An 11,665-nucleotide genomic window follows, 5' to 3' on the forward strand; every position below is an offset into this window, starting at 1 on the left:
TTTTTCGATGCATGATGAGTTGAAACCGTCGCCGCATCCAATAACTTTTTGCGATCAACCGATAACTTTTAGTGAGCCCGGAAGCGGCGCCGCAGCCAGCGCAACGGCGCGCCCACCAGCGGCAGCTTTTGCAGCAGCTCTTCGGCGGCGTCCCAGTAGTCGCGGTGCAGCGTCACCAGGCCGGCGTCATTGAAGCGGAAATGGGTGCCGCCGACGATTTCAAAGGGACTGCCGCGCAGCGCAAACTGGAAGCGCCAGGTGACGAAGGCCGCGCCATCCTGCACCACGCGCTCGTCGATGATGAAGCGTGGCGACTCGGTGGTGGCGAACATGTGGCGAAAGATGGTTTCGATGGCGGCCACGCCGCGCACGTCGTTGAATGGATCGCGGAAGTGGGCGTCGGCGGCGTAGAACTCGGCGGCGCGGGGGACGCTGTGGGGCGTCAGCGTGGCGTACCAGTCGAGCAGGCGGTCTAGTTGGGTCATCAGGTGTTCACCAGTCGGGACATCAGGTGGAAACGCAGGCGGTATGGCAGCCAGCGTAACACTTTCATCGCCATTGTGAAACGGCGCGGGAAATGAATCTCGAAACGGCCCGAGTCCAGACCGCGCCGGATCGCGCGCGCTGCTTCCTGTGGTGTTTGCAGTGCCGGCATGCTGAAGTCATTGCGGGCGGTCAGCGCGGTCTGCACGAAGCCGGGGTTGATCAGGTAGACGCTCAGGCCGCGCGGATGCAGGTCGACGTACAGCAGTTCGGCCAGATTGATCAGCGCCGCTTTGCTGGGGCCATATACGCTGGCATTTGGCAGGCCGAGATAGCCGGCCACGCTGGCGACGATGGCGATGCCGCCGCTGCCGCGCGCCAGCATGTCCGGCAGCACGGTGGCGAGGCCGGTGTAGACGCTGCCCAGGTTGACCGCCAGCAGCTGCGCGGCACGTTCGGGATCGACTTCCCAGCTGCGTTCCGGGTGGTAGTCGGCGGCGCAGAACACGATCAGGTCGATGCTGCCGAAACTGGCGAGGATGTCGTTGTAGCGGGTGTGCCATGCTTCGCGGTCGAGGATGTCGAACGGTGCCACCAGCGCTTGCGGATGGCCGTCAGCCACTGCCTGCAGGCGCTCGGTGCGGCGGGCCGACAGGGCGACGCGGGCGCCGGCGCTCAGCGCTTCGGTGGCGAGGGCGGCGCCGATGCCGCTGGAGGCGCCGATCAGCCACACGCGCTGGCCCGTCCAGTCGCGGATGCGGTGGTTCAGGGGGCGCATGTGCGTTTCCTGAACGTTAGCGTCACCTGGCCAAGTTCGACGCCGAACTTGCGCATGCTGGCGCGGTTGATCATGGTGCAGCGGTCGATCAGGAACATCCAGTCGTCGAACTGCATTTCGTAGGTGGTGCCGTCGACCGGCAGCAGCAGTGTGTATTGCCAGCGCAGCGCGTTGCCGGCTTGTTCGCCGTGGGCTTCGCCTTTGACGTCGCCGGCGGTGCCGCGCCATTGGTGATCGCCGTCGCGCATCAGTTGCCAGATGCGGCGTTCGGTTTTGCCGTCGTCGTAGCGGAATTGTTCGTCCAGGGTCATGCCGTCTTTTGTGGGCGTGCCGGTGATTTCGACGTGGAAGCGGCGCGCGACCGTGCCGTCGCGTTTCTGGAACATGCCCCAGGCGTCGGTGGTGCCGCTGAAGTAGGCCGGCAGGTCGAGGGTCGGTGTGGTGTTGCGGTATTGCTGGACGTCCGGGCCGGCGCAACCGGCCAGCAGGGCGGCCAGGGCGAGCAGTTTGTAGCGGGTCATAGTGGTCTCCCGGAGGTGGCGGGTTGGGACGCGGGTGTGCAGCGGGTTAGTGTGGCCATGGCCAGCAGCTTGAGGGCGCAGGGCAGGGCGGCGTAGGTAAGCGACAGCGGCACGCCGCCATGTTGGCCGGGCTGGTAGCCGAGCCAGGCTAGCAGTGGTAGCCCCAGCCCGGCCAGCGCCAAGGCCAGTTTGCCGAGTAGTGTGAACAGGCCGAAGGCGGCGCCGGCGCCAAGTGCGTCATCGTGTGCCGGGCGCGGCGCCGCGTCGTCGGTGTGGGCGGCCGCGCTACCGGCGGCTCCGCTTGCGGCTTCGAAGGTGCGGGCTGACGTGGTGTTCTGGCTCAGGGCTTGGGCCAGCAGTACTGGTGGCAGCGTCAGGTCGGCGCCGAGCGCGGCGCCGGCGGCGAGGCAGACGGCGAAGTAGGCGATGGTGTCGCCGGGGCCGAGCAGGGCGGCGCTGGCGAATCCGGCGACTGATAGCAGCATGCCGAGCCGCCAGCACGCCAGCGGTCCGACGCGGCGCGCGAGGGCGGTCCATGCGGGTAGACCGCAGGCGGCTGCCGCGAAGTAGCTGGCCAGGAACGCGCCGCCGAGGTGGGCGGCGTGCAGTTGGTCGGCGATGAAGAACAGTGCCAGCGTGGCGGGGATGGCGACCGACAGCGCGTTCAGGAAATAGGGCAGCAGCAGTGCGCGCACGGCGCGATGGGCGCTCAGCGCGCGCAGCGTGTCGCGCCAGTGGCCTGCGTGCGGCTGTGAGGTGGCGGGGGCTGGGGCGCCGCGCAGCAGGACGGCCAGTGCGAGCAACAGCAGTGCGGCAAAGGCTGCGCTGTAGGCGGTCAGGCTGGGCGTGATGTCGGCAGCGGCGCCGTTGAGGATGGCGGCGGGGATGACGCTGGCCAGCAGCATGCCTGCCAGTCCGGCGCCTTCGCGCCAGGTGATGGCGGTGAGGGCGGCCGGCATCGGCAACTGCGCGCCCCAGGCCAGGTAGGCGATGTTGAGCAGGCTGTGGGCGCCGTAGGCCAGGATCAGCATCAGCACCAGCCAGGGGCCGGCGGCGACGCTGGCTGGCGGCAGCCACAGGGCGGCGAAGGTGGTGGCCAGCAGCAGCGCGCCGGGTAGCATCCAGTGGCGGCGGCGCGGGCCGGCGCGGTCCAGCAGGTGGCCGAGGATGGGGTCTTGCAGCATGTCGATCAGGCGCGCGATGAACAGCAGGCTGCCCAGCGGCGCCAGCGCGAGGCCGACATGGGTGGCGTAGTAGGCAGGCAGCTGGACGAACAGCGGCAGCGCGGCCATCGCCAGAGGTGCGCCCAGCAGACCATAAGCGGCCGCGCCGCGCCAGGAGTTCGGGCGTGCGGCGGCTTGGATCATGGCTGCGCTCCGAGCAGACGGCGGCGCAGCGTTTGGTCGCGGCTTTTTTCGTTGAGCCAGATGTCGAAGAAGGCGCGCGCCAGCTGTTGGTCGTCCAGTTCGGCCAGCAGGCGTTGGCGGTCGTACAGGCGCATGCCGTGGCCAGGCAGGTAGACGCCGATTAACTCGTCACCATCGTTGACGTCGACGAAGGCGGTGGTCAGCAGGGCGCGCCAGCGGGCCAGCGTGGCCTCGTCGGGCGGCGTGGCGTTCAGGCGCTTGATTTCGGCGATGCTGGTGTCGACCAGGCGGCTGCGGCTGATGCTGCGGTAGTAGTGCAGTTGGAGTGCGAATGGCTGCGAGGCGTCGAACGGCCGTTGCGCCGACCACAATGTGGCGCGGTAGATGCGCAGGCCGAACCAGGTCAGATCGCCGCCGCCCAGTGGCTGCGCCTGTGGCACGGCATCACGCCAATCGGCGCCCGTCGCGCGTACCGCGTCGTTCGCCGCCGCGTTCGCGAGGCCCGGCGCGGCGGCGGCGAGCACGATGGCTAGCGCTGCCAGACTGGCGCGCAGCCAGCGGCGGTGGTTAGCGGCGTTCGAGCCGGAACTGGACCACATCGGTGCGCTCCTCGTCGAAAGCGGCTTCGCAGTAGGCGAAGTACAAGTCCCAGATGCGCTGGAAGTGCGCGTCGAACCCCTGCGCCGTCACCTGTACGCGCGCCGCATGGTAGGCGCTGCGCCAGCGCTGCAGGGTTTCTGCGTAATCGTGGCCGAATGCCAGCCGGTCGGTGCACTGCAAACCGGCGCGCGCCGCCCCGGCTTCGAAGCGCTCCACGCTGGGCAGCATCCCGCCGGGGAAAATATACTGCTGGATGAAATCACTGCCGCTGCGATAGCGCGGGAAGAACTGCTCACCAATCGTGATCGACTGCACCAGCGCCTTGCCGCCCGGCTTGAGCCGCGCCGCCACCGTGTCGAAATACTGCGGCCAGTAACGCTCTCCCACCGCTTCGAACATCTCGATCGAGACGATGGCGTCATAGCTGCCCTGCAGATCGCGGTAATCGCGCAGCTCCAGCTTCACCAATGGCTCCAGTTGCGCCGCCGCGATCCGCTGCCGGCCAATCTCCAGCTGCGAAGGCGAAATCGTCAAACCATGCACACGAATGCCCTGACGCGCCGCGTGCTCCGCAAATCCGCCCCAGCCGCAACCGATTTCCAGCACCCGGTCGCCCAGCCGCAAGCCCAGCGCCTCGATCACGCGCTGATACTTGCGCTCCTGCGCGCGTTGCAGCGACTGCGTGTAGTCGCCGTCGAACAGCGCACTGGAATAGGTCCAGCTAGGGTCCAGCCACAAACGGTAAAACTCATTGCCGATATCGTAGTGCGCGTGAATATTGCGCCGGCTGCCGTCGCGTGAATTGCGGCGCAACCAATGCCGCAGCCGATACCAGCAGCGTGCCAGCACGCCACCAAACACCATCCGATCCAGCGTGCTTTCATTGCGCAGCGCCAGCCGCAATAGCGCCACCAGATCCGGACTGTCGACCCAGCCCGCGCCATAGGCTTCGGCAAAGCCGATATCGCCGGCGCGCAGAATGCGTTCACAGGCGCGCCAGTCGTGCACCTGCAGCGTGGCGCCGGGGCCGGCGTGGGCATCGCCAAACACCATGCGCGTGTGGTCGGGCGTCAGCAGCTCAAGATGCCCGTGGCCGATGCGCCCCAGCAGCGCCAGAAACAGCCGGGCGCCGGCGGGTGCGGCCAGGGGAGAAGTCGTCAGCGTGCGGTTCATCGGGTCGGCTCCTTGTGGTCGGTGAGGTTGTGCGCCGTACGCGGCGGCTTGTAAAAGAAAGGCACGCCGCGCCACCACAGGCGCAGTGCCTGCCAGTGAATGCGCAGCACGATGCCGGCACCCAGCAGCGGATAACGCAGCAGCGCGGCGGCCAGCGCGCGCGATGTCATCGGCTGGACGCGACCGGACAGCGTGGTGCGGATCAGCAGACCATCGGCATCGTGATAGTCGATGGCGGTGCGTGGCCGCGCGCCGTCCAGGCGGAAGCGAAAACGGTAATCGCCTTCGACCCGGCAGAACGGCGACACATGCAGATGCTTGTCGCAGCGCGCTACCAGCTCGGCGCCATCGTCGGCCAGGCGTAGTAAATAACGGTGGGTCTCGCCAAAGGTGTTATTGACCTCGGCCAGCACCGCGCACAGCTTGCCCGCCGCATCGTGGCAGTGCCAGAAGTTGACCGGGTTGAAGGCGTAACCCAGCACGCGCGGGAAGGTCTGCAGCCAGATCGCGCCATCGGCCACTATGCCGTGCTGGCGCAGCAGGCCGCGCATCCATGCCTCAAGACTGGAGCCGTCACGCGGGCCATAGTCGCGGGTGCGCAGCGACAGTGGCCGTCGGCGGTCGATACCGAACCAGCCAGACTGGCATTGGTCCAGCCGCGCCAGATCCAGCCGCACATAAAACACCGGATAGACAAAGCGGTTCAGCACCGGCCGCAAGCGCGCATGCATCACGCGTGCGTGCACCAGTTGGGCGGGCGCCGAGGTGTTCATGACAGTTGCGCCCAATCCGGCGCGGCACCCAGCGCGGCGGCGATGCGCAGCGCCGACTTCAGGCCATCTTCGTGGAAGCCATAACCAGTCCAGGCGCCGGCGTACCACAGGCCGTCCTTGCCCTGAATGGTGGGCAGCGCGTGTTGGGCAGCAAGCGCCGTCAGGTCCATGACTGGATGCGCATATTCGAAGCGCGCCAGCACACTGTTGGCGGCGGGCGGTGTATGCGGATTCAGCGTGACGATCACCGGCGTCTCGAACGGCAGGCTTTGCAGCTGGTTCAGCCAGTAACTGACGCACACCGGCCGACCCTGCTCCGATGCTGGCCCCGACAGGTAGTTCCACGCCGACCAGACCTTGCGCAGGCGCGGCATCAGGCTGGCGTCGGTGTGCAGATAGGCGGTGTTGGGCTGATAGCGCACGCCACCCAGCACACGGCGCTGGCTGTCGCCGGCCTCGGGCAGCATGGCCAGCGTGGTTGGCGCGTGGGTGGCAAACACCACCTGATCGAAATGGTCGGCACCGGCGGCATGGCTGACCAGCCAGCGGCCTTCGTCGCGCAGCACGGCGCGCACCGGCGTGTTGAGACGGCAGTCGGGCAGGGTGGCGGCGATCGCCTGCACATAGTTGCGCGAGCCGCCGCGCACGGTGCGCCACTGCGGCCGGTCGTTGATCTGCAACAGCGCGTGGTTGATGCAGAAACGCAGAAAGGTCGCGGCCGGGAAGCCGAGGATGTCGCGCGGTGAGCTGGACCAGATCGCGGCCGCCATCGGCAGCAGATAGGCGTCGCGGAACATGGCGCCGTAGCGCTGCCGTTCCAGCAACTGCCCCAGCGTGGCGCCGCTGACGGTGACCTCATCGAGAAAACCGTTGGCGTGGCGGTTGAAGTGCAGGATGTCACGCAGCATGCCAAGGAAGGCGGGTGAGGCTAGCCGGCGGCGCTGGGCGAACACGGTGTCCAGATTGGTGCCGGCCCATTCCAGCCCATCGCCGGTGGCGACGCCGAACGACATGTCGCTGGCGATGCTGGCCACATTCAACTCTTCGAGCAGCTTGACCAGATTGGGATAGGTGCGCTCGTTGTACACCAAAAAACCGGTATCGACCGCGCAATGGCGGCCATCGATCTCGATGTCAACCGTGTTGGCATGGCCGCCCATATAGCTGCCCGCTTCGAACAGCACCACGTCGTGCTGGTGCTTGAGGAAGTAGGCCGAGGCCAGGCCGGAAATGCCTGCGCCGATGACAGCGATGCGTTGACGAGGTGTGGTCATGTTGGGTGATTTCGTTCGTAAAAGCGCCGGGTTTTGTACCGGCGTGATAATATTACTACCAATAAATCAGAAACGCTACTGATTAGTAGCTAATTTTTACCAATGAGTATCCTGTCCAAATTCAGCTTCAAAGACCAGGCGTTCAAATTGCGCGAGAGCGCCATCCTGGACGCCACCACCTCCGTGCTGGGCAGCAAGGGCTACGACCTGATGACCATGGACGACGTGGCCGGCGCGGTTGGCATCTCCAAACCCAGCCTGTACAAGCATTTCAAATCCAAGGAAGAGCTGGTGGGCGAGGCCATGGTGCGGCTGCTGGATGGCGCCATTGACCAGGTGGCGGCGCTGGACAAGGCGCTGAATCCGGTCGAGAAGCTGTCGGCGCTGCTGGCCTGGGCGCTGCGGGTGCGACTGGAGGGCGGCTTGCCGTTCCTGCCGTCGACCAGCCCGCATGTGCGCGATATGTTGATGCGTAACGTGAAATACATGCTGCGCGTGGTGAAGTTGAATCGCCAGCTGGAAGCGCTGGTCAAGGAGGGGCAGAAGGCCGGCCTGCTGAATCCGGCGTTGCCGAGCGACGTTATCCTGTACAGCTACTACGCCCGCACCTGCGATCCGGCGGTCGACTATCTGCAGAAATTCAGCAAGATGGCCAGCGACGACATCGTCGCCCACATGCTGGCGGTAGCATTCGAAGGCTTTCACCCGCGCTGACCCATGAAACTGCATCCATTGAAAGGCGCGGCACTGTTGCTGGCGCTGGCTTTGTCCGCCCAGGCGCAAGACACGCGCTACGTCCCACACGCTTCCTACACCCAGCTGGCGATTCCCGCGCCGGCCTGCGCGACCATGAATCAGCCGTGGGAGGGCGTGTGGAATCCCTGCACCGGGGCCGATCACGCCGAGTGGCTGCAAGACCTGCGCCATTGGCGCGACGAGCGCCGCATCCGCGTTGGCTACGATGGCAGCCGCTATGCGCAGCCATCGTCAGCGTGGACCCAGTCCAGCTTCATGCAGGCGCAGATGATGGTCGAGGACCGCTATTTCTACGACCCGGCCACGCGCCAGTACACGGTTGACCGTTATCTGGACGACCTGGAACGGCGCTTCGGCGGTATCGACGCGGTGCTGGTGTGGCCGACCTATCCCAACATTGGCCTGGACGACCGCAACACCGTCGACATGGTGCGCTCGCTGCCGGGTGGCATACCGGCGGTGAAAAAAATGGTGGCCGACTTCCACCGTCGCGGTGTGCGCGTGATGTTCCCGATGATGTTGTGGGACCAGGGCACGCGCGCCATTGAGCGCTCGTGGCCGGACGAACTGGCGGCGCTGATGAAGGAAATCGGCGCCGACGGCATCAACGGCGATACCCAGGATGGCGTGCCGCTGGCCTTCACGCTGGCGGCCGACAAGATCAAGCACCCGCTGGTGTTCCAGCCCGAGGGTTTGCCATCGGACGAGGCGCTGGCGTGGAACCTGATGACTTGGGGCCAGTACACCTTCCCGTTCGCGCCCACGGTGGACCGCTATAAATGGCTGGAGTCGCGCCACATGGTCAACATCTCGGACCGCTGGAATCGCAGCAAGACCGACGACCTGCAATTCGCTTTCTTCAACGGTGTGGGTTGGGAGAGCTGGGAAAACATCTGGGGCATCTGGAATGGCATTACGCCGCGCGACGGCGAGGCCACGCGCCGGGTGGCGACGCTGGAGCGCTTGTATGCGCGTTTCCTGGTCAGCCCTGAGTGGGAGCCACATTATCCGATGCGCCAGTACGGTGTGTTCAGCAGCCGCTGGCCGCTGGCCGAGGGCACGCTGTGGACCATCGTCAACCGCAACGAGTATGACAGCCAGGGCGCGCAGCTGCGCGTGCCGTATCGCGCCGGCGCGCGCTATTTCGATGCCTGGCATGGCGTCGAGCTGACGCCGGTGCGCGATGGCGATGGCGTGCTGCTGTCGTTCGATATCGATGCGCGCGGCTTTGGCGCGGTGCTGATGACGTCTTCCTTACCGCCGCAGGCCGCGCTGGACAAAATGCGCGCGTTGACGGCCCGTCCTTTGGGCGACTGGTCCGCCGAATGGCGCGCGTTATCGCAGAGCGTGACGGCGGTGGCGCCGACCAAGCCGGAAAGCAGCGCGCCGGCCGGCATGGTCGAGATCCCGGCCGGCAGCTTTGACTTCAGCGTGCGCGGGCTGGCGATCGAAGGCGGCAACAGCGCCGGCGTCGACGTCCAATATCCGTGGGAGACCGAGGCGCGCCGCTTCCACCAGCACACGATGCAGATACCGCGCTTCTTCATCGATCGCTACCCGGTCAGCAATGCGCAGTTCAAGGTATTCATCGACGCCACCCATTACCATCCGGCCGATGACACCAACTTCCTTAAACACTGGAAGAACGGCAGCTATCCGGCCGGCTGGGGCAACAAGCCGGTGACCTGGGTTGGGCTGGAAGACGCGCGCGCCTACGCCGTCTGGGCCGGCAAGCGTTTGCCGCGCGAATGGGAGTGGCAGTATGCCGCCAGCGGCGGCGATGGCCGCGCCTATCCGTGGGGCCAGGAGTGGCGCGCCGATGCGGTGCCAACGCCGGCCAGCGGCCGGCTGGTCGCCACGCCGGACGACGTGGATGCGCATCCGGCCGGCGCCAGTCCGTTCGGCGTGCGGGACATGGTCGGCAACGTGTGGCAGTGGACCGACGAGTACAGCGACGAGCATACCCGCTTCGCCATCTTGCGCGGCGGCAGCTCCTATCGTCCGCAAGGCTCGATCTGGTACTTCCCGCAAGCCTACCGCAACGACCAGCACGGCAAGCTGCTGCTGATGGCGCCGGGCCGCGACCGCGCCGCCACAGTCGGCTTCCGCTGCGTCACCGATGCCGACTGAGTTAGTTGCCGAACAGAATTTCAGGTTCCAAGGTGTCAGCATATACTATCGCCTGACTTGACGATGGCATAGCATATGAGCACACGAGACCCCCTGACCGGGCTGGCCGACCGGCGGGCCTTCCGCGCCGGCTTGCAGCTGGCGTTGCAGCGCGCGGCGCGCCATCATGCGGGCGTGGCGCTGGTGCTGGTGAATCTGGATGGCTTCCAGGCCATCAATGACCTGCACGGCCAGGATAATGGCGACGCGCTGCTGCGCGAAACCGCGCGCCGGCTGCAACAGGTGGCGCGCGGCGGGGAGTTGGTGGCGCGCTTGGGCGCCGACGAATTTGCTATCGTGTGCGAACAGGTGGCGGCACCGGCGGCGCTGGTGGCCTTGGCCGAGCGGCTGAAAGCGGCGCTGCAGGTGCCGGTGGTGCTGGGCGCCGCCGCCGTGTGGGCCACGGCCAGCATCGGCATCGCCACCGGCAGCGACGCCACGGACGACGATGCCTTGCTGCGCTTCGCCGGCATCGCGGTGCAGGCCGCGCGTCAGGCCGGCGGCGACGGCTGGCAGTTCTTCGATCACGAGCTGCATCAGCGCGCGCTGCAGCGGCTCGACATGGCGCAGGGTTTGCAGCTGGCGCTGGAGCGCGACGAACTGACGCCATACTTCCAGCCCATCGTTGAAGCGGCGAGCGGGCGCATTGTCGGCGCGGAGCTGTTGCTGCGCTGGTTTTCGCCGCGCGGCGAGATCTCGCCGGCCGAATTCATCCCGATCGCCGAGAGTAGCGGCGCGGTGATCGCGATCGGCGCCTGGGTGTTTCGCCAGGCGTGCCTGGCCGAGCGTGACTGGTCTGCGCGCTGGGGCGCGGCGGCGCCGTATGTCACGGTCAACGTCTCGGTGCGCCAGCTGGACGAAGCGCACCTGGCCGACGAATTCGCGGCCATCCTGCGCGACACCGGCGCCGATCCGGACCGGCTGGTGCTGGAGATCAACGAAAGCATGCTGATGGCCGACATCGACAGCAAGCTGCAACTGCTGGACCGGCTGGCGCAACTGGGCCTGCGGCTGGCGATGGACGATTTCGGCACCGGCTATTCGTCGCTGGCGCGGCTGGCCCGCTTGCCGGTGGACGTGCTGAAGATCGACCGCTCCTTCATCCGCGACATTGCGGCCAGCGGCGAAAGCCGCGCCGTGGTGGAGGCCATCGTCGGCCTGGGCCGCTCGCTGGGCTTGAAGCTGGTGGCCGAAGGCGTGGAAAGCGCGGCCCAGCAACTGGAACTGTGCGGCTTTGGCTGCGATCTGATTCAGGGCTACCACTTTTACCGGCCGATGCCGGCCGAGCGCTTGCTGGAGGTGGTGGAGCGCGAGCACCGCGACGGCCCGCCGGCCAGCGGTGGCGGCTTGTACTTCCTGCTGTACGTGAGCGAGGCGGTGAGTCCATTGACGCCGATGCAGCTGGATCAGCTGCTGCTGCGGACCCGCGCCAACAACAGCGCCGCCGGCGTTACCGGCTGTCTGCTGTATGAGGGCGGACGCTTCATGCAGATGCTGGAGGGCGAGCGCAGCGCGGTGTTGGCCACCTTCGAACGCATACACGGCAATCCGCTGCACCACAAGCTGCGGCTGGTGATGCAGGGGGCGGCGCGGCGCCGCGTATTCAACCACTGGAGCATGCTGCTGCCGGACGATGCCAGCGCGCGCCGCCACGGCCCCGATTTCAGCGGCTGGCAACCGCAGGCGATGAGCTTTGACAGCATCGCCAGCGATGCGCGGGTGTGCTACGCCTTCATCACCGCTTGCGTGCCGGACGTCCGCCATTGAACCG

The 11,665-nt window shown here is 66.6% G+C and carries 11 protein-coding genes; 3 read left to right on the plus strand and 8 right to left on the minus strand.

Features of this window, described 5'->3' with window-relative positions:
* Positions 1–68 precede the first annotated feature (68 nt).
* The 8 genes from GJ699_RS01195 to GJ699_RS01230 are packed head-to-tail and all read right to left on the minus strand — an operon-like array spanning position 69 to position 6,969.
* Positions 69–485, minus strand: coding sequence for a nuclear transport factor 2 family protein (locus tag GJ699_RS01195; protein ID WP_154372305.1), 417 nt, complete (start codon positions 483–485; stop codon positions 69–71).
* Complete coding sequence (locus GJ699_RS01200; RefSeq protein ID WP_154372307.1) at positions 485–1,261, minus strand: SDR family NAD(P)-dependent oxidoreductase; 777 nt, start codon at positions 1,259–1,261, stop codon at positions 485–487. Before GJ699_RS01200 ends, GJ699_RS01195 begins: the two co-directional genes overlap by 1 nt.
* Complete coding sequence (locus tag GJ699_RS01205) at positions 1,249–1,782, minus strand: DUF3833 domain-containing protein (protein ID WP_154372309.1); 534 nt, start codon at positions 1,780–1,782, stop codon at positions 1,249–1,251. Before GJ699_RS01205 ends, GJ699_RS01200 begins: the two co-directional genes overlap by 13 nt.
* On the minus strand, positions 1,779–3,149 hold the full coding sequence (locus tag GJ699_RS01210; RefSeq protein WP_154372311.1) for an MFS transporter: 1,371 nt from the start codon (positions 3,147–3,149) through the stop codon (positions 1,779–1,781). The genes GJ699_RS01205 and GJ699_RS01210 overlap by 4 nt, the downstream gene beginning before the upstream one ends.
* Positions 3,146–3,748: a chalcone isomerase family protein gene (locus tag GJ699_RS01215; RefSeq protein ID WP_154372313.1), complete on the minus strand. Its 603-nt coding sequence runs from the start codon at positions 3,746–3,748 to the stop codon at positions 3,146–3,148. The genes GJ699_RS01210 and GJ699_RS01215 overlap by 4 nt, the downstream gene beginning before the upstream one ends.
* Complete coding sequence (locus tag GJ699_RS01220; RefSeq protein WP_154372315.1) at positions 3,717–4,922, minus strand: SAM-dependent methyltransferase; 1,206 nt, start codon at positions 4,920–4,922, stop codon at positions 3,717–3,719. The genes GJ699_RS01215 and GJ699_RS01220 overlap by 32 nt, the downstream gene beginning before the upstream one ends.
* The gene (locus tag GJ699_RS01225; RefSeq protein ID WP_154372317.1) at positions 4,919–5,695 is read right to left on the minus strand and encodes a DUF1365 domain-containing protein; all 777 of its coding nucleotides are present in this window, start codon (positions 5,693–5,695) and stop codon (positions 4,919–4,921) included. Before GJ699_RS01225 ends, GJ699_RS01220 begins: the two co-directional genes overlap by 4 nt.
* Positions 5,692–6,969 (minus strand): NAD(P)/FAD-dependent oxidoreductase, encoded by a 1,278-nt coding sequence (locus GJ699_RS01230; protein ID WP_154372319.1) that lies wholly within the window; start codon positions 6,967–6,969, stop codon positions 5,692–5,694. Before GJ699_RS01230 ends, GJ699_RS01225 begins: the two co-directional genes overlap by 4 nt.
* Positions 6,970–7,071: 102 nt before the next feature.
* Here GJ699_RS01230 and GJ699_RS01235 point away from each other — a divergent pair, with 102 nt between their 5' ends.
* The 3 genes from GJ699_RS01235 to GJ699_RS01245 all read left to right on the plus strand — a co-directional run bounded on the left by GJ699_RS01235 (position 7,072) and on the right by GJ699_RS01245 (position 11,661).
* Complete coding sequence (locus GJ699_RS01235; protein WP_154372321.1) at positions 7,072–7,683, plus strand: TetR/AcrR family transcriptional regulator; 612 nt, start codon at positions 7,072–7,074, stop codon at positions 7,681–7,683.
* A 3-nt stretch (positions 7,684–7,686) separates the two neighbouring features.
* Complete coding sequence (locus GJ699_RS01240; protein WP_154372323.1) at positions 7,687–9,855, plus strand: formylglycine-generating enzyme family protein; 2,169 nt, start codon at positions 7,687–7,689, stop codon at positions 9,853–9,855.
* A 75-nt stretch (positions 9,856–9,930) separates the two neighbouring features.
* Positions 9,931–11,661, plus strand: a complete 1,731-nt coding sequence (locus GJ699_RS01245; RefSeq protein ID WP_154372325.1) for an EAL domain-containing protein — start codon at positions 9,931–9,933, stop codon at positions 11,659–11,661.
* Positions 11,662–11,665: the final 4 nt, after the last annotated feature.

This window comes from Duganella guangzhouensis (assembly GCF_009674535.1).
In the GTDB taxonomy this organism is placed as follows: Bacteria; Pseudomonadota; Gammaproteobacteria; order Burkholderiales; family Burkholderiaceae_D; genus Rugamonas; species Rugamonas guangzhouensis.

What these genes read in the sequence shown, in the direction of transcription:
- GJ699_RS01195 (WP_154372305.1), bottom strand. Translation starts at nt 485, where the DNA reads ATGACCCAACTAGACCGCCTGCTCGACTGGTACGCCACGCTGACGCCC.
- GJ699_RS01200 (WP_154372307.1), bottom strand. Translation starts at nt 1,261, where the DNA reads ATGCGCCCCCTGAACCACCGCATCCGCGACTGGACGGGCCAGCGCGTG.
- GJ699_RS01205 (WP_154372309.1), bottom strand. Translation starts at nt 1,782, where the DNA reads ATGACCCGCTACAAACTGCTCGCCCTGGCCGCCCTGCTGGCCGGTTGC.
- GJ699_RS01210 (WP_154372311.1), bottom strand. Translation starts at nt 3,149, where the DNA reads ATGATCCAAGCCGCCGCACGCCCGAACTCCTGGCGCGGCGCGGCCGCT.
- GJ699_RS01215 (WP_154372313.1), bottom strand. Translation starts at nt 3,748, where the DNA reads ATGTGGTCCAGTTCCGGCTCGAACGCCGCTAACCACCGCCGCTGGCTG.
- GJ699_RS01220 (WP_154372315.1), bottom strand. Translation starts at nt 4,922, where the DNA reads ATGAACCGCACGCTGACGACTTCTCCCCTGGCCGCACCCGCCGGCGCC.
- GJ699_RS01225 (WP_154372317.1), bottom strand. Translation starts at nt 5,695, where the DNA reads ATGAACACCTCGGCGCCCGCCCAACTGGTGCACGCACGCGTGATGCAT.
- GJ699_RS01230 (WP_154372319.1), bottom strand. Translation starts at nt 6,969, where the DNA reads ATGACCACACCTCGTCAACGCATCGCTGTCATCGGCGCAGGCATTTCC.
- GJ699_RS01235 (WP_154372321.1), top strand. Translation starts at nt 7,072, where the DNA reads ATGAGTATCCTGTCCAAATTCAGCTTCAAAGACCAGGCGTTCAAATTG.
- GJ699_RS01240 (WP_154372323.1), top strand. Translation starts at nt 7,687, where the DNA reads ATGAAACTGCATCCATTGAAAGGCGCGGCACTGTTGCTGGCGCTGGCT.
- GJ699_RS01245 (WP_154372325.1), top strand. Translation starts at nt 9,931, where the DNA reads ATGAGCACACGAGACCCCCTGACCGGGCTGGCCGACCGGCGGGCCTTC.